The 18,510-nt window shown below is 31.2% G+C and carries 27 protein-coding genes; 7 read left to right on the top strand and 20 right to left on the bottom strand.

Going from position 1 to position 18,510, the window contains the following annotated elements:
* Positions 1 to 33: 33 nt before the first annotated feature.
* The 9 genes from K5783_RS11165 to K5783_RS11125 all read right to left on the bottom strand — a co-directional run bounded on the left by K5783_RS11165 (position 34) and on the right by K5783_RS11125 (position 4,492).
* Complete coding sequence (locus K5783_RS11165) at positions 34 to 252, bottom strand: hypothetical protein (protein WP_297474375.1); 219 nt, start codon at positions 250 to 252, stop codon at positions 34 to 36.
* Positions 253 to 855: 603 nt separating this feature from the next.
* Positions 856 to 1,290, bottom strand: coding sequence for a universal stress protein (locus tag K5783_RS11160; protein WP_297474374.1), 435 nt, complete (start codon positions 1,288 to 1,290; stop codon positions 856 to 858).
* The gene (locus K5783_RS11155; protein WP_297474373.1) at positions 1,287 to 1,799 is read right to left on the bottom strand and encodes a mechanosensitive ion channel domain-containing protein; all 513 of its coding nucleotides are present in this window, start codon (positions 1,797 to 1,799) and stop codon (positions 1,287 to 1,289) included. Before K5783_RS11155 ends, K5783_RS11160 begins: the two co-directional genes overlap by 4 nt.
* Positions 1,800 to 1,801: 2 nt before the next feature.
* Positions 1,802 to 2,017, bottom strand: coding sequence for a hypothetical protein (locus K5783_RS11150; protein ID WP_297474372.1), 216 nt, complete (start codon positions 2,015 to 2,017; stop codon positions 1,802 to 1,804).
* 40 nt (positions 2,018 to 2,057) lie between these two features.
* The gene (locus tag K5783_RS11145) at positions 2,058 to 2,243 is read right to left on the bottom strand and encodes a hypothetical protein (protein ID WP_297474371.1); all 186 of its coding nucleotides are present in this window, start codon (positions 2,241 to 2,243) and stop codon (positions 2,058 to 2,060) included.
* A 60-nt stretch (positions 2,244 to 2,303) separates the two neighbouring features.
* Entirely contained in the window at positions 2,304 to 3,101 is a 798-nt protein-coding gene (locus K5783_RS11140) for a transcriptional regulator (protein WP_278974264.1), read from the bottom strand.
* A gap of 62 nt (positions 3,102 to 3,163) precedes the next feature.
* The gene (locus K5783_RS11135; protein ID WP_297474370.1) at positions 3,164 to 3,328 is read right to left on the bottom strand and encodes a hypothetical protein; all 165 of its coding nucleotides are present in this window, start codon (positions 3,326 to 3,328) and stop codon (positions 3,164 to 3,166) included.
* Positions 3,321 to 3,575, bottom strand: a complete 255-nt coding sequence (locus tag K5783_RS11130; RefSeq protein ID WP_297474368.1) for an Lrp/AsnC ligand binding domain-containing protein — start codon at positions 3,573 to 3,575, stop codon at positions 3,321 to 3,323. The genes K5783_RS11135 and K5783_RS11130 overlap by 8 nt, the downstream gene beginning before the upstream one ends.
* Positions 3,576 to 3,874: 299 nt before the next feature.
* Positions 3,875 to 4,492, bottom strand: coding sequence for a plastocyanin/azurin family copper-binding protein (locus tag K5783_RS11125; protein ID WP_297474367.1), 618 nt, complete (start codon positions 4,490 to 4,492; stop codon positions 3,875 to 3,877).
* A gap of 124 nt (positions 4,493 to 4,616) precedes the next feature.
* Here K5783_RS11125 and K5783_RS11120 point away from each other — a divergent pair, with 124 nt between their 5' ends.
* From K5783_RS11120 to K5783_RS11100, 5 genes are all read left to right on the top strand, one after another.
* The gene (locus tag K5783_RS11120) at positions 4,617 to 5,033 is read left to right on the top strand and encodes a hypothetical protein (RefSeq protein ID WP_297474366.1); all 417 of its coding nucleotides are present in this window, start codon (positions 4,617 to 4,619) and stop codon (positions 5,031 to 5,033) included.
* A 10-nt stretch (positions 5,034 to 5,043) separates the two neighbouring features.
* Entirely contained in the window at positions 5,044 to 5,427 is a 384-nt protein-coding gene (locus K5783_RS11115; protein WP_297474365.1) for a DUF6659 family protein, read from the top strand.
* Between the two features lie 123 nt (positions 5,428 to 5,550).
* Positions 5,551 to 6,474 carry a transcription factor TFIIB gene (locus K5783_RS11110; protein WP_297474364.1) on the top strand — a complete coding sequence of 308 codons (924 nt, stop codon included), beginning with the start codon at positions 5,551 to 5,553 and terminating at the stop codon, positions 6,472 to 6,474.
* Positions 6,475 to 6,713: 239 nt separating this feature from the next.
* Complete coding sequence (locus K5783_RS11105; RefSeq protein WP_297474363.1) at positions 6,714 to 7,370, top strand: GNAT family N-acetyltransferase; 657 nt, start codon at positions 6,714 to 6,716, stop codon at positions 7,368 to 7,370.
* The gene (locus K5783_RS11100) at positions 7,360 to 8,160 is read left to right on the top strand and encodes an amidohydrolase family protein (RefSeq protein WP_297474362.1); all 801 of its coding nucleotides are present in this window, start codon (positions 7,360 to 7,362) and stop codon (positions 8,158 to 8,160) included. Before K5783_RS11105 ends, K5783_RS11100 begins: the two co-directional genes overlap by 11 nt.
* Positions 8,161 to 8,232: 72 nt before the next feature.
* Here the strand turns inward: K5783_RS11100 and K5783_RS11095 are convergent, their stop codons facing one another.
* The 4 genes from K5783_RS11095 to K5783_RS11080 form a co-directional block, all read right to left on the bottom strand.
* Positions 8,233 to 8,550, bottom strand: coding sequence for a hypothetical protein (locus tag K5783_RS11095; RefSeq protein ID WP_297474361.1), 318 nt, complete (start codon positions 8,548 to 8,550; stop codon positions 8,233 to 8,235).
* Positions 8,551 to 8,654: 104 nt separating this feature from the next.
* The gene (locus K5783_RS11090) at positions 8,655 to 8,879 is read right to left on the bottom strand and encodes a hypothetical protein (RefSeq protein WP_297474360.1); all 225 of its coding nucleotides are present in this window, start codon (positions 8,877 to 8,879) and stop codon (positions 8,655 to 8,657) included.
* A gap of 575 nt (positions 8,880 to 9,454) precedes the next feature.
* On the bottom strand, positions 9,455 to 9,691 hold the full coding sequence (locus tag K5783_RS11085) for a hypothetical protein (protein ID WP_297474359.1): 237 nt from the start codon (positions 9,689 to 9,691) through the stop codon (positions 9,455 to 9,457).
* Positions 9,692 to 9,715: 24 nt separating this feature from the next.
* Positions 9,716 to 9,931, bottom strand: coding sequence for a hypothetical protein (locus tag K5783_RS11080; protein ID WP_297474358.1), 216 nt, complete (start codon positions 9,929 to 9,931; stop codon positions 9,716 to 9,718).
* A gap of 107 nt (positions 9,932 to 10,038) precedes the next feature.
* Here K5783_RS11080 and K5783_RS11075 point away from each other — a divergent pair, with 107 nt between their 5' ends.
* The gene (locus K5783_RS11075) at positions 10,039 to 10,215 is read left to right on the top strand and encodes a CDGSH iron-sulfur domain-containing protein (RefSeq protein ID WP_297474357.1); all 177 of its coding nucleotides are present in this window, start codon (positions 10,039 to 10,041) and stop codon (positions 10,213 to 10,215) included.
* Positions 10,216 to 10,261: 46 nt separating this feature from the next.
* On the opposite strand, the gene K5783_RS11070 is transcribed toward K5783_RS11075, so the two are convergent.
* The 3 genes from K5783_RS11070 to K5783_RS11060 form a co-directional block, all read right to left on the bottom strand.
* Positions 10,262 to 10,813 (bottom strand): hypothetical protein, encoded by a 552-nt coding sequence (locus K5783_RS11070; protein WP_297474355.1) that lies wholly within the window; start codon positions 10,811 to 10,813, stop codon positions 10,262 to 10,264.
* Positions 10,814 to 10,983: 170 nt separating this feature from the next.
* Positions 10,984 to 12,276 (bottom strand): hypothetical protein, encoded by a 1,293-nt coding sequence (locus K5783_RS11065; protein ID WP_297474354.1) that lies wholly within the window; start codon positions 12,274 to 12,276, stop codon positions 10,984 to 10,986.
* Between the two features lie 32 nt (positions 12,277 to 12,308).
* Positions 12,309 to 13,334, bottom strand: coding sequence for a hypothetical protein (locus K5783_RS11060; protein WP_297474353.1), 1,026 nt, complete (start codon positions 13,332 to 13,334; stop codon positions 12,309 to 12,311).
* 249 nt (positions 13,335 to 13,583) lie between these two features.
* Between K5783_RS11060 and K5783_RS11055 the strand changes: the two genes are divergently transcribed.
* Entirely contained in the window at positions 13,584 to 15,275 is a 1,692-nt protein-coding gene (locus K5783_RS11055) for a mechanosensitive ion channel domain-containing protein (protein WP_297474352.1), read from the top strand.
* Between the two features lie 137 nt (positions 15,276 to 15,412).
* On the opposite strand, the gene thpD is transcribed toward K5783_RS11055, so the two are convergent.
* Genes thpD through ectA form a run of 4 tightly spaced genes read right to left on the bottom strand, consistent with a single transcriptional unit; the run spans position 15,413 to position 18,507 of the window.
* Complete coding sequence (gene thpD, locus K5783_RS11050) at positions 15,413 to 16,324, bottom strand: ectoine hydroxylase (protein WP_297474351.1); 912 nt, start codon at positions 16,322 to 16,324, stop codon at positions 15,413 to 15,415.
* Complete coding sequence (locus K5783_RS11045; protein WP_297474350.1) at positions 16,311 to 16,715, bottom strand: ectoine synthase; 405 nt, start codon at positions 16,713 to 16,715, stop codon at positions 16,311 to 16,313. Before K5783_RS11045 ends, thpD begins: the two co-directional genes overlap by 14 nt.
* Complete coding sequence (gene ectB, locus K5783_RS11040; protein WP_297474348.1) at positions 16,712 to 18,007, bottom strand: diaminobutyrate--2-oxoglutarate transaminase; 1,296 nt, start codon at positions 18,005 to 18,007, stop codon at positions 16,712 to 16,714. The genes K5783_RS11045 and ectB overlap by 4 nt, the downstream gene beginning before the upstream one ends.
* Complete coding sequence (gene ectA, locus K5783_RS11035; protein ID WP_297474347.1) at positions 18,004 to 18,507, bottom strand: diaminobutyrate acetyltransferase; 504 nt, start codon at positions 18,505 to 18,507, stop codon at positions 18,004 to 18,006. Before ectA ends, ectB begins: the two co-directional genes overlap by 4 nt.
* Between the last annotated feature and the right edge of the window lie 3 nt (positions 18,508 to 18,510).

Raw genomic sequence — 18,510 nt, 5'->3', positions numbered from 1 at the left:
AATGAATTACGATGAAATAAATGATCTATTCATCTATTTTTTGACTAGTATTTTCTTAGAAATTTTTAAAGAGAATCCCATAGCAATAAAATGAACAAAAGCACCCAATATTACTCCTAAAAATAGATCATCAAGAAGAATCCATATCAGAACAAATGTAGAAAGCGATGGAATAGTGACAATCAGAGCAATAATGGTTCCCTTTAATACAATTTCACGAATTGAAATTTTAGATGATCCATCCCCAGTCAATGATGCAATTTTGAAAAATGGTAATAAAAATCAAAGATTAGTAATAGAGAATATTGACTGAATTTTTTATGTTATTTTTTAAATCTAGATTTCACTAAAACTATACTCTTCCCAGATGTTATCATAAAACATGTGATTGCATATCATAAAATTCTACTAATTCAAAATTAAAAAGAAAAATATTAGAAAAGACACAATATAGCATGGTAAGAGTAGATGAATGCTTTAGGTGTGGAATAACAGAGAAAGATGCAAAATTAGTTTATGTTCGAGATAAACCAGTGTTATGTGAAAAATGTTCTAAAAAAGAACCAGAAATTTAATCTTCAGATACCAAATGTAGACACATAATCAAAATTTTTCAATGTTCCAGATTGATATGGACATGGTTTAGTAACTCCATAGATGTAAGGTCATTTTGAATAAATTAGCATTAATAATATTTTTTCGTTTTATGGAATTTCCACGATGTTTTTTACAAGATCTATTTGGCCAACATTCAGGTAAGAAACAAGTCATTACACACAAAATATCATTTCAAAAATATGTTACATTTCATAAATGAATTAGATTAATTTCATGGAGCAAACTGAATTTGGAAGATTAGTTAAGAAGTAAAATAGGACATTTCAGATTTTTGTGTAGTTCAGATACAATATTTCCAAAAAATACTTCTTCAAAAGATTTGAGTTTAAGTGAATCTAAAATGACAAGATCAATATCTTTGCTATTCACATATGATATGATTCCTTTAGAGATAGGATCTGAAAGAACTACTTTAGTCTTGACTGAGATATCAAATTTTTCTCCCATTTTAACAAAATCCTCAAGAGATTTCAAGCAAGATTTTTTTTGTCGCTCTCTTCGTTTTTCGTCACCTTTTGTTTCAAAAAAAGCAAATTTTGGAGGTTGTCTGTATAGAGATTGGAGAATGATAATTTTACTGTCAAATTTTTTTGCAAAATCAAGCCCATAATCAAATGTCCTTTTCTTAATATTTTCAGTAACAAAAACTACGGCTATATTTTTTGGAATCATTTTGTTTTAGGGGCAATTTTGTTCCCGTTATTGTTTTCTTGCATCAAGTTTAGACTTCTTGGATAAATTTGGACCATTTCTTCACTGAACTTATGATTAGGAATTATTACCCTTACTCCTTCCGTAGTAATTGCAGTTATTTTTGTTAAATGCAAGCCTGTGATCGTACATTCTACATAATCAAATTCTATTGTATCACCTACATTAATTTGTGAACTCAAAAAAATAGTAATACCAGAAATTGCATTTTTTAATTGATTTTGTAGCGCTATTCCAATAACTACAGCCGTCGCTCCAATCGAAGTAATCATTTCTAAAGCCATATTAAATAAACCAAAAGTGGTTCCAAGATACACCACCTCACCTAAAGTAATAAAGATCAGAATCATTCCCAATAGTTTGTCAGATCCCTGAAGATCTTGTAATTTTGTATTTATTACGTGTCTTGTGATAAAATAGAATGTAATAGTAATTACTAGTGATAATATTGCAAATAATATTTCAGGCAATTTTATCCAGATAAATCCTCTTCATAAAATTCAGCAATACTATCTTTAATTATTATGAAAGAGTTTTTTTTGAAACTGTATGATTCAGTGAAATTAGCTTTAATCATTTTAAGTTCTATTGACGCACCGTCTTCTAGTGAAACATAGCAAAGAGGAATAGAATCATCAACACGTTTCCACTGTCCTTCTAGTTTGCATGTATCAAATAGTTTTTTCATTGTAAAAGTACTATGCATTCGATTATTTGTTTTCATAATTTCATCTATTGATATTTGTATTTCGAAATCGTTTTTTGTATTCTTGCATCAACAGTTTTGAAAAAGGGGTATATTCCAAATTATCAAACAATGTTTTGAGTTGAGAATCAGAAAGAGAACACAGATAATTTTTGATAGTTTCTTCACATGCAACGTATGATTTTTTAGGATCAAAAAATTTTTCCATATTTGGATTTTAATGTTTTAAGAATATAGGCTCTTGTAAGCTTTGAAATTTATTTTCAGCTTATTCTTTTAATTTAAATTCCTTGAAAGGGTCTGAAACGTTCCAGCAGTGTTTAAAATAGTCCAAACACCATTCTCTAAATGCATCATCCTGGCTAAAAAACATTGAACGAAGATCTGGTTTTCCTGTCAAATCAGGAAACATCAATCCTGCATATTTTTCATTTAAAATAACTGAAACTTGAACTGATTTTATCATTCTTCTTTCAATTTTGTTAGATTCTAACAAAGGATAAAATCCGGACTTTTCAAGTAGTTGCTTTCTTCCTTTGGGTATTGAGGCATCCTCAGAAATGATATGACAGTATTTGGTCCCACGTTTTACTCGCTTAATCATTAATTCAATAAGATCTAGAGGAGTTTCATTCAAAATATTGAAAATATAGTCATCTGCAGTTCGATAGATTTTCTTCCAGGTCTCCAACACTTTTGATACACCAATTATCTCCTCAGAATTGCTCAAATCACCAATACGTCGTAAAAATTTAGAGGGAAGATTTCCAAAATTATGAGATGTGAAATATTTTTTATTTTGAGAAAGATAAGAAAATGAATGGATTTGGGTACAAATTGCTTTGCCAAAAGTGGTTAGTGCATAAAAGTTGTTTCCCTGTTTAACGATTAAACCAGAATTGGACATACGTTCAAAGTTTCTATGAATTTCTTGTGGAGTAACATTGTATTTTTTTGACAGCGTAGTAAGTCTTGATGGTTTCTGAATTAAATCAAATAATATTTTGAGCCTAACTTCACTTGCAAGTTCCAAAAATTCTGCGGAGGTGTTTTCAAAATTTATCATAATTAAAAATAATTAAACTCATTAAAAGCAGTTGTGATATATATTAAAAAACATAATACATTTCAACACAAAAGTTCATCCAAATGTCCTTGTTTTGCCATATCTAAAACAAAGGATTCTACTTTTGTAATTCCACATCGTGGAAATTGTTTTTGCAGATTTTTTTTGTTTTTTACAACTATAGTATCATCAAAAACGTAGATACTTATCTCAGAATTGTCAGGCATTTTCTGATAAAAGCAATTTTGGCGCATCATGCAAAGTAAGAACACTACGTACATGAGCTAGAGGACGGATACTAGTCAAAACAAGATTATTAACGTCGTCAGGAGACGTCATTTCAGTTTTTACAACACAATCATATGCACCTATTACAGGGATAGCTTCCTTCACCCCCGGAAATTTTCGAATGGTGTCTGCAATCTCAATGTTTTTGTGAACCGTACACAGTAGAAGTAAATAGGAAGTTCCCATGAAGCAATTTAACAAAAATAGTTTTTATGAGTTCGTAAGCTCATTCATTTAATTTCAAGTAGGTTATTGATTATTTGTTATAGATTATGCTAACGTAGTAATGTCATGGTAAAAAATCGAGATTTAGAAGAATATGAAAGAAAAAGATTGGAAAAATGGCGTATAGGCAGAAAGAATTTTCCTTAAATTATTAAAAGATTTTTGAATTTTTAAAATACTCAATATTATTAGTTATGACTAAATACAAATATCCAAATTAGATTTTTCTCATTAGAGAATTTTCAGATTAAAAAAAGAGATTATGTAACTACTATGCTGCCTTGCATCCAAGGATGAACAAGACAAAAGTAATCATATTCAAACACAAGATCAAACGTAAGAGAGTAAGTATCACCAGGCATCATCAATCCACTGTCAAATAACCCATCAGGACCATTTTGTGGATTTCCAGAAGTAATTGTATGAGGAATATCATCATGGTTTGTCCATATTACTTCACCACCAGTTGACAAAGTAGCAACTGCTGGAAGAAAACACGTGTTTGACTCTTCACATCCAGGAACACTAGTTTCTGGAGGAATACTGACTAGTTCAAGTAACTTCCCATCATTTTGTTTTATTACTTTTGGAACATTTGGCAATTTATTCTCAATCGTATTTGTAGTCCTATCTACTGCTTCATACATAGAATTAGATTCTTCAATTATAGTATCGGCAGTATCTAATGCATCAGATGTAAGATCTTGTATCGTATCTGGAACATTTTTCAATTCTGAAGTTGTTTGATCAATTACCCATTCGCCCTGAGCAGAAATTGACCCATCATGTGTAGCACTTGTGCTACCAACAAGTACAAGTGCAATAGCAGTCACAACAATAGACATTACAATTCCAAATTTTTCATCTTGATTTTCCATAATAATATTTAGGGCAGATTACATTTGACATTATGTATACAAAAATGATAACATTATCTTTTCAAGCTTATTTTCACATAGAAAGCTTACAAGAATCTATCTAAGTTCAAACACAATACAGAATATGCAAGTAAAACAATCCACATCTTGGCATGATTTAAAATGTAGATATTTTCACAACATGATGACACTAAAATCATCAATTACAGTAGCACAAAATTCTATTTTAGAAATGAATAAAATATATTCCGAAGTAATAAAAAAAGCGGAAAAAACAAATCCCAACACTATGAAGATGTTTGTAAATTCCTGGATCAAAAAAATCAACATGGATTATATGAAAGATTTTCCCAGTATGAAGGAAGAACATAAAAAAATCTTAGATGAGCCATCAAAAAAGAATCTTCAAGATTTTGGATTTAACATGCAACAAAGATTGTATAATAACACCATTGTTAGACTTGACACATACCAGAATTCTATGAATGCATTTTATGATACATGGGAGGAAATGTGGCCAGAAAAATCACAAAATAACTAGAGATTATTTCATGGCAATAATAACAAGTAAAAAAATTAAAAACTTTGATGATATTTGTAAAAAGATTTTACAAAATAAGGATATTCGATATATTTGCATATTGAACAAAATGGGCAATTTGATTCTTGAGAAAAAACAAAACAGAGTAAAATTTTTACTACCAGATAAAAAATCCAGAGGTCTATACTTGAAATTGAAATTAGAATCGTCTTTAATTAAAGATTTTGATGATGAATTGGGTCAATTAGAATTTATTGTAACATATAGAAAAAAAATTCAAATGATAAGTATTCCAATTTATGGTAATTTGGTAATGATATCAGTTAAAAAAAATGCCAATTCCCGTTTGATCGCCAATACAGTATTGAATTTGTTTAGAAAAATCATCAATTAATGAAATAATCAGCAAGGATTGAATAATTTTCAATAGCATTATCAATCACTATTAAGCTGATCAGGTTATTTTCAGCTTATAACATTATGAAAAGTAATAAAAATTATACACAAATTAAGGATTATGAAACAAATACTAGAATATTGTTTTAATGAAAAACACACATCACCAATCACAGATGTCAATACAGGGGAAATTTTTTGTAGTAATTGCGGAATTGTGTTATTAGAGAAATCAGTAGATAGATCTGATGAATCAAACATGTTAACTAAGGATGACTATATGAATAAAACACGAAATGGTCCCCCATCAAAAATTGCCATATCAGATATGTCAAAATCATCCATAATATCAAAAGGGAATTTTGATGCAAATGGAAATAAAATACTTGTTAAAAACAAAATACATTTTTCAAGATTAAGATTTTGGGATTCACGTATTAAGATGGATAAAAAAGAGAAAAATCTTGTTAGAGCATTTACTATTTTAGATGCTTATGCCAGCAAACTCAATATTCCAGAAAACGCAAAAGAACATTCAGCATATATCTATAGAAAAGCAATGGAGAAAAATATTATCAGAGGCAGTTCAATCCCCTCAATTATGGCAGCATCAGTATACACCGCATGTAAACAGCTTAGTATTCCAAGAAGCGCTGATGAGATATCTAAAGTTGCAAACATGAAAAGAAAACTATTATCTAAAACATATAGACGACTTGTAAAAAGCCTAGAATTGAAAATAAATGCAACAGAAATAGATTATACATCCAAAGTCGCAAATACATTGTCAGTTAGCGAAAAGACAGCTAGACTTGCACACAAAATAATTGATGATTTTAAAAAGGATGGAAGTCATGTAGGTAAAAATCCAATAGGCATAGCTAGTGCATCAATATATCTCTCAGCAATTAATAACAATGACTATATTCCAATGGCAAAAATTTCACAAAAAACAGACATCAGTATAGTGACAATTCGAAAGGTATCCAAACTTCTTAAACCGTTTGCAGCAAAATACATCAAAAGTATAGACATCAAATCATAAAATGAATTCCACTAAAACACGATATAATGTAGAAATAAGGAATATGAAGTTCTTCAAAAAAAATACGGAGAACTTAGTACAAAGACATCAAATCATGATCTTACAGTTCTTTATTGCCTGAAAAAACCAATGAACTAACTAATAAACAAAAAATGAACCAAGGGATGTCATTAAAATTAAAGTAAAATCTTAACAATATTATTAAAAATGTTTTCCATGTTTTCAAATAATGATTTAAAATGAATTCTGAAAAAAAATATACAGTCACAGTTAGACAAATGGAAGAAAAAGACTTTCCTCAAATCGTAGAGTTACAAAAGATATCTTTTCCAACCATAGCCTCAAAAGGAATTTTCTGGAAGCCAAAACATTTGAAGGCACATCTTCAAGTTTTCCCAGAAGGACAATTTGTAGCAGAGTATAAAGGAAAAATTGTAGGTTCTTGCAGTAGTTTAATAATCACACTTCATCCAGAACACAAAGAGCATACATGGATGTCTGTGTGTGGAAATAGTTTCTTCGAAAATCACGATCCCAAAGGAGACACATTGTATGGTGCAGATATATCATCACATCCCGATTATAGAAGATTAGGAGTTGCTACAAAACTGTATAATGCAAGAAAGAATCTTGCTATAAAACTTAATTTACGTAGAATTATTGCCGGTGGCAGAATACTCAATTATTGCGAACACGCAAAAAATATGTCTCCATTAGAATATGTACAAAAAGTTAAGCGACATGAAATCAAAGAGCCTGTATTACTTTTTCAATTTCGAAACAAATTCAAATTCATCAAAATTTTACCAAATTATATGAAAGATCCACGCTCATTAAACTATGCAACTTTTATTGAATGGAAAAATCCAAAGTTTGTAGAAAAAAATGATCATTGATTGCCATGTTCACGTCAACCAGTACGAATTATTGCAAAACGTTCCATCCTTAGATGACAGAATTGAAGAACTGCAAAACGAAATGAATGGGAATAATGTAGATTATGCTATAATTTTATCATCATATAAAGTAAATTCTAAAAGACCATCTACAAAACAAATTATTGAGGCCATAAAGAAATATGATAATCTTGGAGTCGCGGCAGGATTCACAATTGATAATCACACAGAAGAAGATCTAAAAGAGTATAGAGAACTGATTAAAAATGGAAAAATTAAAGCTTTGAAAATTTATTCTGGTTATGAACACTATTATCCATATGATGAAAAATATCAAAAAGTATATGATACATGTGTAGAATTTGGAATCCCTGCAATGTTTCACACAGGTGACACATACTCTGAGAAAGGTAAACTTCGTTTTGCAAGACCTTTGAATCTTGATGAAGTTGCAGTGGACAATCCTGAATTAAAAATAGTCATGTGTCATTTAGGAAACCCTTGGATTCAAGATGCACAAGAGGTCATTTATAAAAATAAAAATGTCTATGCAGACGTTTCAGGTCTAGTAGTAGGTTCTTTTGATCATTTTTTTGAAAAGATGGTGAAGGAAAAAGTTGCAGAATTGATAAATTATGCAGGAGAACCACGTTATTTATTATATGGAACAGATTGGCCAATTAGTTCGATGGATTCATATCTTAATTTTGTAGCTAAATTAAATATCAAAAAAGAGTTCAGAGATAATTTTATGTTTAAAAATGCAAAAAAACTATTCAACATTTCCTAAAAAATTATACCCAAATAGAGATTCTTAGTATTAGCGAGTTTCAATGTAATTAAAAATAAAAAAAGAGAAAAATTATTTGGTTTGGGTTGCTCTTTTTAGAGCCTTTTGATATGTCGATTTTTGTTTTCTAGCAGCTTTTTCTGCATTTCTTAGAGCCTTCTTCATGCTTTTGACTTTGGTGTTTGCTTTCTGAAGATCTCTTTTTCTCTTATTTGCTACTAGTTGTGCTCTTCTCTTTGCTTTGCTAACTGTTCTTGCAGTTTTTCTTACCGTTTTTTTTGCTTTTCTAACAGTTTTCTTTGCTTTGGCTGCTGTTCTTTTTGTTGTTCTTGCAGCTTTTCTTACGGATCTTTTTGCTTTTCTAGTAGCTGATCGTCTTTTTGTTGCCATTAATCATGAACAATTTTACACAATTAAATAATAAACACATCAGAAAAAATTTATGCAAACTCAATAAAATTTAGCAAGATTACAAAATAAAAAATAATTTTGTTTTAGACAAATGGTAGAACAGATGTACCAGAAATTCCATCTATGTCTTGAATTCTTTGAACTATATTTGTCATCACATAGTTCTTATCATCAGATTTTACTTGTGCTAAAACTTCGTTTGGATTTTTTCTTTGTTGTATATTCTTTATATCGTGAAATTCTTTCAGTCTCTTAATTGCATAATTTCGTTTTCCGTCATTACAAGTCACTAAAACTTCATAGGTCATATACTATCTATGTTTCAGATAACTATAAGATCACGTTCATAAAAAGTAGTAATTTCAAGAGTCGAGCTTAATATAAAATAAATAAAAATATGTCCATATTAGATAAAATGAATATTTATGACAAAAAACAGGTAAAATGCTCTAGTTGTGGAAAGTTTATTGGTGAAATTGACATTCAAGCCTCAATTATATTTCTATTATGTGAAAAATGTGAGAAAAGGAATTTTCAATATATCAATGCTAGTAAAAATGTCAAAAAAATCAATCAAGATATTTGATACAGTATATCATATTTTACAAAACAACTGGTTGTACATAAAAATGGGCCTCTAAAAAATAGTAAAAAACAGCATTTGATCTTATTATTACGAATACACAGTCGGTAAAATATCTAATTTTTGGTTGGAACTTAAATTATGTAATACAACACCGGACGTGACTGTTTTACTAGTAAAGAAAACATTGGCAAGATTGAAACAAAAATCAAGTATCACATAAAAAAACTAAAGATATGAGGAAATCTAAAAGATTAAAAATTCAAACATAAAGTCTGCAATATTTGAAAGAAGTAAAAATCAATATTTTTCAAGAGAGATTATGTATGATGTGGGTATCATAGGATACAAAATTTCTTTTAATTGTTCAGAAGATTTTTGTATTGTTTTATGATCCATATCTTGAATTAATATTTTGACAGTATGATTTTCAAAAAAGACATCATGAATTTTTTGAGGTTCAATAATTACATGAATAATAGAGTTAATTTCTTTGTTAGAGAGATTGCTTTGTACAATGTTATTTATTTTTGTCATATTTAACAAAATAAAAAAATAAGACTAGTCCTCTCTGGCTTTATCATGAGTCCAGTAGTATGCTATCTTTGATGGTATAAGCCAAAATTTCTTTGTACCACCGTCAATTTCAACTAGATCAGAGGATTCATCAAACTTCACATTATGCTTGTGAAGTTCGAATTTTTCACCGGTATCAGACATTACCATTAACTCACCTTTTTCATTTACCAGTTTTTGAAGTTGTGTTAATTTTGTCATTGATGTGATTACTTGTTAAAATTACTTTAGTGCTTTTTCATAAAGAAGCTTAAAGTTACAAATTTAGCTTAAAAGGATTTTTACAAGATTATTTCTGAATTGTATTTATGGCAAATGTAATTATCAAAGCATTAAAAGATGGACCATTACTAGTAGAGGTTGACGAAAAGACATCCATAACATTGTGTAGATGTGGAAGATCTCAAACTCAACCTAGTTGTGATGGAACTCATGCCAAAATAGGGTTTAAAGCAGATTCCTCAGAAATCAAAGTTACAGAATGAATTAAAAATCCAATATTTGCATATTCAACAGATTTTTATAAAAAATTCAGAGTATTTTTCCCCATTTTCTGTCTTCAAGAACTATTGCAGTTGAGGCGGTAACACATGCTGCTGATTCAGCAGATTCAGTTTCCATCAGTATAAGATTTTCATCACAAATTACATTGTTAGGGAGTATTCCTGCAATAGTTTGTTCTAATGGATCCATAATCATATTACGAATATCAGCCTTGAATTCATCAATTTCAATAACTACAGTTGCAATATCATTAGTTGAAGTATGTGTTGCCACTATCCCATAGACTCCTGAATCAAAGGAGCCTAAAGGGCCAGTAATCAAAGCTGAAAATTGGTTGTTTTCATTAATTGTACTCTGAATGTGTATGATAGCGTTTCCATTTGGATCATACATCACAATTTCAACTGGTTCATAGAATTGAATTCCAGGATCAATTGTTCCAGTTACAAATATTCTTGAAGTTGGTTCAAACTTAGTTTTGTCAACATCTAAAGTTATTTCTGATGTAGCAAAAGCACCATCATAACTTATTATTAAGACAAGCACGGATGCCAATGCAAATAAACATATTTTCTTCATTAGATAGATCATGTATTACCTAAAACAACATATGACATAAGACATAGTAGACAAATATTATTATTTTCAAGTAATTAGCTTATGTTATAGACATAGTTAGACCCAAAATAGGATTAAACTAAAACCAAGAATTGTAATAAGAGAATGTAAGAATTATTTTATTTTCCATACTAGTTATAGGTTTGATACATAATCTTGCTAAATTCTGCCTTTGCAAGAATTAGTTGATTTCTCAACTCCATAATTTTGATTACATGTGTATCAACTAGTTCTACAAAGTTTTCAGGTCTATCAGGATTATGAATTAATGATTTTAGAGATTGTTTTTCTTGTATCATTGATGCTTGTAAACCACTAATTCGTACTTCCAAGTCAGATGCTTTGTTTGATGAATCAGCATTTCCAGCAGGAGTTACAGATATTGTAGATTTGTCATTTGCCTCTATTTTTACAGAAGTCATTTGACAAGAGTTTGCAGATATCTTATCACCCATCTTTATGGTTTGAGATTGTTTATCAGAAGTTATTTTGATTACTGGAAGTTTTATTGTAGTTGATCCTGCACATACCTCAAATATAGCATCATAAAGACCAGGTGTCTGCGTTGCATTTAAAACAGACAACACACTTGCAGAATTTCCTTCAATAACTTTTCCTGAGAATGTCATTTCACCAATTTTATCTTTTGCTGTGGAAGGTGAATGAATAGCAAATAAGGTTCTGTGAAGTTGTTCACGTTTATCATTAATTTGTTTTCGGAGTTCAGCGATTTTGACTCCTTGTTTTTGTGAATCAGGATCAGTGACTTTTAGGGATGATCTAATAGTTGTCAATTGTTCTTTTAATGAATCAAGTTCATTTTGAAGCATTACAACTTTTTCAGAGATATCTCCTTTGTTTAGCAAAATAATTTTGATAGAAGTTGGATCAGTAGCCTTTATTTTTGTTACACTAATCACACATGAATCAGCATCAATCAAATTTGCTAATTCATAGTGTTTGGTTTCACTGTCAGAAGCAACATTAACATCGGGAGCATAAATTGGAGCATAAGCACATATCTCAAAAATAATGTCATAGTTAGATACTGATTTTCCAGAAGCGGCAGTACCAGTTTGTGTCTTTAGTGCAACAGTTTCAAGAATGTTGATTTGGGCAAGATCAATGCTTTTTCTATTAATTATTGTGTTAAGTACCTCTTCATCAATAGGTTCCTTGTCAACAGTAGTTGCCCATCCATTAGCAACAAGTTTTAAGACATTTTTTGCTTTAACACATACTATAGAATTACTTACAGTACGTATGACTTTATACAAACCACTATCACATACAACATCTTCTGTTGGAATTCCTATATCCACTTGATGGTTGGGTGGCAGTATGTCAGCATTAGAATATTGTAATGAAGGGGCAATAACACCAGTTACCAAGATAGCCATTATTGAAATTGCAAGAAAATTCATGTTTATCATAATTTTTCTTCATATAAAAAAAATTACTTGGTAAGCACCAGAGAGTAGCTTACAGTAAATGGTTCAGTATTTGTAGTATGGAGTGCTATTGCATTTCCCGAAAATTGTACTGAGCCTGAAGCTTTTATAGGAACAATCGACAATGCAAAGAATGTTTCACCATCAGGAGTCCATGAGGGCAATCCTCTAAGTTCTCCTTTGGATAACGGTCCTATCAAAGTCACAATCTGAACTGGTTCAGATGCATCATATGTCAAATATCCTGAATATGCTTTGTCTCTTGGGGCTAACAATAATGCAAGCTGGTGATTTTCATGTCCGATTCCAGGATCTTGTACTGAGGTCATAGTGCTTCTGAATACTTTTTGACCATCTACAATTTGTTCTGTGTAAGTTATTGAATAGCTTACGGTGAATGGTTCAGTATTTTTTGTATGGAGTGCTACTGCATTTCCTGTAAATTGCCAAACACCAGTAGAGCTTTCTCTATCTACAAATGTTAGACCAAATTTTGTTTTACCATCAGTTGTCCAAATTGCTTGTCCTTTATCCATACCTGCTTTTAGCGGACCGTGTAATGCAACTAGCTGAACATTTTCAGTTGCAGTAAAAGAGACATATCCACGATATACTTTGTCACTGGGTGGTAAAAGTATAGCAAGTTGATGATTTTCATGTCCTTGTCCAGGATCTTGTACTGAAGTAATCACACCAGTAACAGTCTTGGGAACTTTCAATGTGGCTACTTCTTGGGCTTTTTCCATTGTCTCAGATTTTGTATCCTTTTTTGGAGCTTCTTGTGCTTTTGTAGCAGATTCTGTTTTCTTTTCAGATTTTATTTCTTCTTTTGTTTTATCAGAAGATTTTACCTCATTTTTTGGAGGTTCAGAACAAAGTCTATCTCCACAAACTTTTTTGGAGTTAATTGCACTGGCAGAGTTTCCTTTACTTTTTAGAGCATCTGCAGATTGAATTAACCCAATAGGGCCTGCAATGGTTCCTGTCAACAAAACAGCGACTACAAAAATTGCTAGGAATGATATTTTCATGTTGTTATATTATACAAAATAAACTAGTTATTAAAAGATCGAAAAATTATTTCCGTTACAATTTTAAATATAGACATAGTTCATAGGCAATGCCTGATGAACATAAAAGGTCGTTTTGGGCTCAGATTTTTAAGCTACAAAATTGATTATAAACAAATTAGCTTATTGGAGAATAAATAATAAAATTTCAAACAAGATTTATGACGTTTAATGTTTTAATTTTATTTTCATTATCGTATAGGAATTAAAATGGCCGAAGTTATTGGAGAGTTTAATTCTGTTTCAGAGTTATTATTATCTGATGAATCCCTTCAATTCGCTTGTTTGACATTATTGGTAGGAATAATTACGATCATTCTTGTATACAGAAAATTTTCAAACTGGATATTAACAAGAAAATTTAGCTATACAAGATCACATCTGTCAAATTTTGTTAGAAGTGTACTTTTACCAATTTTTGCATTAATTTTAATTACAGCAGTAAATGGTTATGTTCAAATCACAGGGATATTTCTTGATGATCAACAAGGAATAGATACACCTCAACAAATTTTTGCAAAGATTTTGAACAGTTTGAATCTGGTGATAATAGGCTATACGACATCATATTTGATTCCAATAGTCATCAGAAAGCAAAATGCCTCTAATGAAGAAAAGCAGGATTTCATAATATGGAAAGAGAAAAGAGGATTTGGTGATGATGATAATGATTTTTTCCACACGATATACAAATGGCAACCACCAAAAGAACCTCCCGAAGACATGGATAAGGCAGAATTCAAACGACTGCTTGAAACAAAAGAAGGTAGAAAAACGCTTGAAAAATTTAGAACGAATAAGGGATTTGAAATTGGCACGCTTGTCCCGTTAGTAAAAGATCCATTTGAGACATGGAAAAAATCAGAGAGAGAGAAATATGAAAAGTATTATCAAGATTGCACAAGCGGTAATAACCAAGTAGGTCAGAAACTAAGACCGGGTGCTGAACCAAATGAAATTTTTTCTATCGATCAATGGAGAAGTGAGAAAAGATTACGTTACTATGACCCAATCAAACCGGGTGCAAGGCCTGCAGGATATTCTGAAAAACAAAAAGAGTTAATGCCAAAATCCTTGACGTCATTTATTCCTCCTTTGATTTTTTCGGGTTTTTTAATTGGTCTTTTAGTATGGTGGAACGTAGACTTGTTTGTTTTGGGGACAGCTCTTGCAGGATTGGGAGTAGGTATTGGATTTGCATTAAAAGAGACTTTAGAAAATTTGTTTGCATATTTAATGATTAGAAAGGACAAGGTATTCGTAGAAGGAGATCGTGTTTTAATTGAAGATTACAATGGATATGTGCACAAAATAACCACAAGGATCACTTACATAAGACATGCATTAAACGAATCAATTGCAATTTTTCCTACAAGACAGATGGTAGGAACGAAAGTAGTTAATTTTTCAAAGGATTATGGGTATGTTCCCGCCCTTATAAAAATAGGCACGTCGTATCTAAATGATCCTCAACAAGTTTGCTCAATTCTAGTTAAAGTCGGAAAGAGAGCAATGAAAGAAATTGTAGATGAAAATGGCAGGCATTTGGCAGTTCAAGAAAGATGCCCATACCTTGATAAGAATAAACCTAGCTGTGGGTGTGATCATGAAATAGTAGATGTAACGCAACCTTGGGTTCTTTTTGATGATTTTGGAGATTCAGCATTAATGTTTGAAATGTGGATATATGTTAGAGATTATGGTTCGCAGTTTAAAATGAAAAGTAATCTCAGATTGATGATATATCAAGAATTTAAGAAACACGACATAAGAATTCCATGGCCTATACGCACAATTTATTCAGGAAATCAGATCAGAGAAGAAAAAGAAATAGAAAAGCTCGACGAACTAAGAAAGAAAACATATGATGAATACGGACCTGGAGAAATGAACAAATTTTAGACGTAGTAACTTAAACTTTGAAATTTAATTATGATAATTGTATCATAGAATTGTTTTTTATAAAATATTTTTGTAGATAACTAAAGCGATTATTGCAAATATGATTCTGAATAATAGAAAATCATGAAACTAACAAATCAAAGAAAACTTTCTACAGATTCAAGAGGCGAGAATTCTCTGTCTGCAATATAATCAGGTCTAGGATTCAATCCACAAAATGGTTCAACTAGTTTGTTGTGGATGCTGTTGTAAACAAAGAAGGCATTACTTCTAGGATAAGGAGTGATGTTTCCATTAGAACCATGCATTATATTACAATCAAAAATGATGACAGACCCTGCATTGCCCTTTGCCGATACAATTTTACTTTTTTCAACCATTTGTTCCAAGATTTCTTTATCAGGTGTGCCTATCTCTTGTCTTTTTAGAGATTGTTTGTAGTGTTCATCAGGGGTTTTCCCACTGCATGAAACAAATTCTTTGTGAGAACCAGGAATAACCATCAAGGGTCCATTAAACTCATAGTTTTTTGTAAGACTAATTGAACATGATACTGCATGCATGTTAGGCATCCCATCCTCAGAATGCCAAGTCTCAAAATCCGAATGCCAATAGAATTCTTTACCATCAAATCCGGGTTTTAGATTTACTCGTGATTGGTGAATGTATACTTTGCTTCCAAGGAGTTGTTGTACTTTTTTTAAAACTCTCTTGTCTTTACAAAGATTACCATAAATTTTACTGATTTTATGAATTTCAAAAATAGAACGCACGTCTCTATGAGTTTCTTCTAAGATGAATTGAGGTAATTTCTTTTTTGTTTCATCACGAGAAAGAGATTTTAATTCTTCGAAAAGTTTGTTGACCTCATCAGAAGAAAACAAATCATCAAATATCAAATATCCATTGTTCTCAAAAAATTCTACTTGTTCTTTAGAAAGATCATCATATGAATCAGAATACACAACAGGATCAGTTCGTGGAATAATTTTTGATTCAGAGTTCATTCTTGTTGGATAAAAATCAAATTGAGATTTACTTTGAGACATTTTTTTCTCCTGTTGTTAATAATGGATATACTCCTTCTGGATCATGTGTTTCAGGTCCGACAAGTGCAGGATTAAATACACATATCATTCTCATTTTTGAAAATGCTCTAAGAATATGTTTATCATGTTTATCCAACGCATAGATTATTCCAGGACGAATACTGTGTTTTAATCCATCAGCTTCTTCTACCTCACCAACTCCTTCTATACAATATACGGCTTCAAGATGATTTTTGTACCAAATTTTAGTTTCAGTGTTAGGATAAAGGATTGTTTCATGAAACGAGAAACCCATGTCATCATCTTTTAAAAGAAGTCTTGTGCTAGACCAATTTTTTGAATTAACTTGTCGGTTTGTACCACGAAGTAATTCAGTATTTCGTACTATCATTTCTCAACAATTTCAGCCTCAAGTTTTTTTTGAAAGTCAGATTGGTTCATTACTTGCTTGATACTTTTCTCCAGTATATCCAAACCCTCTCTTAATTCATCGTCAGAAATTGTCAAAGCAGGAAGAAGTTTTACTACATGATCATCGGATCCACATGTTTCAAGAATTAACCCATTTTCAAAGCATCTGTGTTGAATGGCACTGGCCAAATCTTCAAGAATACAATCAATTCCATAGACCATTCCTTTTCCACGTACTTCAATATCTGACGATATGTTTTCTTTAGCCATTTTTTCTAATCTCTCTTTCAGAATATTTGATTTGAGGGTAATTTCTGCTTCCAATTCCTGAGTAGTCCAAAAATAATCAATCGCGGTCTTGGCAGTAAGAAAAGCCAAATTATTTCCTCTAAACGTTCCATTATGCTCTCCTGGTTTCCACTTGTCAAGATCAGGTTTTAGTAAAAGCAAAGAGAAAGGTAATCCAAATCCACTAAGAGATTTGGACATTACAACCAAATCAGGTTCGATTCCTACATTCTCAAAACTGAAAAAAGTACCTGTACGACCACATCCTACCTGAATGTCATCTACAATCATCAATATTCCAAATTCATGACATAAGTCCTGCAATGATTGAAGCCATTTTGAGCTTGCTATGTTTATTCCACCTTCGCCTTGAATGGTTTCTAAAATTACAGCAGCTGGAAGATCAATTCCACTACTGTTATCCTCTAAGACACGTCGTAGATAATCAATTGTGTTTATTTTCTTTCCCATATAACCATCATATGGCATAAAGATAACATCATTTAATGAAGTTCCAGCACCACCTCTATGAAAACTATTTCCTGTAGCGGCTACTGAACCTAATGTAACACCATGAAAACCATTTGTAAATGAAATAATTTTTGTTCTACCAGTTACCTTTCTTGCAATCTTTAATGCGGCTTCTACTGCATTGGTACCAGTAGGTCCGGTAAATTGTATCTTGTAGTTTAGATTTCTAGGAGCCAAAATATGTTTTGAAAATGAATTCAAAAATTCTTCTTTTGATTTTGTTGCAAGATCTAAACTATGTGTAATTCCATCATCATTTAGATAATTAATGATTTCTTTTTTCATAATAGAATTATTATGTCCATAATTTAATGAACCTGCACCACAAAGAAAATCAAAATATTTTTTTCCATCTTTATCAATTAGGAATGGACCTTTTGCTTTTTCAAACATCACAGGATATTTTCGGCAATATGATCTTACCTGTGATTCTAGTGCATTAATTTGTTTCATGCTGTTACCTCCAAAAGATTTTTTTGAATAGGTCCAATTCTAATAAGATCTTCTGGTTCATGATCATCCCCCAGAATTTTGGTTGAGAACATAGGTGTCTTTTTAAAATCACCATCAAGTTGAGTAGCTATATTTTGCAAAAATTTCAAAGATGCTTTGTTAGAGGGAGTAACAGTAGCCTCAACAAATCTAACATCAGGATCTGTTTGAGATAGTGCCTTTAACACAAGTTCCTTGGCTATCCCTTTATTTCTAAATGCATTAGATACAGCTGCCTGCCATACAAAAAGAGTGTCTGGACTTTTAGGAGAGATGAATCCCGAAAGAAAGCCGATAATATCAGAACCAGATTCTGCCACTACACATGTTTTTGAGAATTGATGGCAAAGTAAGACATAAAGATATTTGGAATTCTCATCAAGGGGTTTGTTATTTTTTACCAAATTCCAGATAGAATCAGCATCACTAATTGATGGTTCTCTGAAAATTATTGAAGACATATC

Origin of the sequence: Nitrosopumilus sp. (genome assembly GCF_025699125.1) — an archaeon.
Classification (GTDB): domain Archaea; phylum Thermoproteota; class Nitrososphaeria; order Nitrososphaerales; family Nitrosopumilaceae; genus Nitrosopumilus.
This window is presented reverse-complemented; position numbering and strand designations above follow the sequence as displayed.

What these genes read in the sequence shown, in the direction of transcription:
- K5783_RS11125 (WP_297474367.1), bottom strand. Translation starts at nt 4,492, where the DNA reads ATGGAAAATCAAGATGAAAAATTTGGAATTGTAATGTCTATTGTTGTG.
- ectB (WP_297474348.1), bottom strand. Translation starts at nt 18,007, where the DNA reads ATGAAACAAATTAATGCACTAGAATCACAGGTAAGATCATATTGCCGA.
- K5783_RS11090 (WP_297474360.1), bottom strand. Translation starts at nt 8,879, where the DNA reads ATGACCTATGAAGTTTTAGTGACTTGTAATGACGGAAAACGAAATTAT.
- K5783_RS11105 (WP_297474363.1), top strand. Translation starts at nt 6,714, where the DNA reads ATGAATTCTGAAAAAAAATATACAGTCACAGTTAGACAAATGGAAGAA.
- K5783_RS11120 (WP_297474366.1), top strand. Translation starts at nt 4,617, where the DNA reads ATGCAAGTAAAACAATCCACATCTTGGCATGATTTAAAATGTAGATAT.
- K5783_RS11095 (WP_297474361.1), bottom strand. Translation starts at nt 8,550, where the DNA reads ATGGCAACAAAAAGACGATCAGCTACTAGAAAAGCAAAAAGATCCGTA.
- K5783_RS11115 (WP_297474365.1), top strand. Translation starts at nt 5,044, where the DNA reads ATGGCAATAATAACAAGTAAAAAAATTAAAAACTTTGATGATATTTGT.
- K5783_RS11135 (WP_297474370.1), bottom strand. Translation starts at nt 3,328, where the DNA reads ATGCCTGACAATTCTGAGATAAGTATCTACGTTTTTGATGATACTATA.
- K5783_RS11110 (WP_297474364.1), top strand. Translation starts at nt 5,551, where the DNA reads ATGAAACAAATACTAGAATATTGTTTTAATGAAAAACACACATCACCA.
- K5783_RS11055 (WP_297474352.1), top strand. Translation starts at nt 13,584, where the DNA reads ATGGCCGAAGTTATTGGAGAGTTTAATTCTGTTTCAGAGTTATTATTA.
- K5783_RS11160 (WP_297474374.1), bottom strand. Translation starts at nt 1,290, where the DNA reads ATGATTCCAAAAAATATAGCCGTAGTTTTTGTTACTGAAAATATTAAG.
- K5783_RS11065 (WP_297474354.1), bottom strand. Translation starts at nt 12,276, where the DNA reads ATGAATTTTCTTGCAATTTCAATAATGGCTATCTTGGTAACTGGTGTT.
- K5783_RS11085 (WP_297474359.1), bottom strand. Translation starts at nt 9,691, where the DNA reads ATGACAAAAATAAATAACATTGTACAAAGCAATCTCTCTAACAAAGAA.
- K5783_RS11080 (WP_297474358.1), bottom strand. Translation starts at nt 9,931, where the DNA reads ATGACAAAATTAACACAACTTCAAAAACTGGTAAATGAAAAAGGTGAG.
- K5783_RS11075 (WP_297474357.1), top strand. Translation starts at nt 10,039, where the DNA reads ATGGCAAATGTAATTATCAAAGCATTAAAAGATGGACCATTACTAGTA.
- K5783_RS11070 (WP_297474355.1), bottom strand. Translation starts at nt 10,813, where the DNA reads ATGAAGAAAATATGTTTATTTGCATTGGCATCCGTGCTTGTCTTAATA.
- K5783_RS11045 (WP_297474350.1), bottom strand. Translation starts at nt 16,715, where the DNA reads ATGATAGTACGAAATACTGAATTACTTCGTGGTACAAACCGACAAGTT.
- K5783_RS11130 (WP_297474368.1), bottom strand. Translation starts at nt 3,575, where the DNA reads ATGGGAACTTCCTATTTACTTCTACTGTGTACGGTTCACAAAAACATT.
- K5783_RS11100 (WP_297474362.1), top strand. Translation starts at nt 7,360, where the DNA reads ATGATCATTGATTGCCATGTTCACGTCAACCAGTACGAATTATTGCAA.
- K5783_RS11140 (WP_278974264.1), bottom strand. Translation starts at nt 3,101, where the DNA reads ATGATAAATTTTGAAAACACCTCCGCAGAATTTTTGGAACTTGCAAGT.
- ectA (WP_297474347.1), bottom strand. Translation starts at nt 18,507, where the DNA reads ATGTCTTCAATAATTTTCAGAGAACCATCAATTAGTGATGCTGATTCT.
- K5783_RS11145 (WP_297474371.1), bottom strand. Translation starts at nt 2,243, where the DNA reads ATGGAAAAATTTTTTGATCCTAAAAAATCATACGTTGCATGTGAAGAA.
- thpD (WP_297474351.1), bottom strand. Translation starts at nt 16,324, where the DNA reads ATGTCTCAAAGTAAATCTCAATTTGATTTTTATCCAACAAGAATGAAC.
- K5783_RS11060 (WP_297474353.1), bottom strand. Translation starts at nt 13,334, where the DNA reads ATGAAAATATCATTCCTAGCAATTTTTGTAGTCGCTGTTTTGTTGACA.
- K5783_RS11150 (WP_297474372.1), bottom strand. Translation starts at nt 2,017, where the DNA reads ATGAAAAAACTATTTGATACATGCAAACTAGAAGGACAGTGGAAACGT.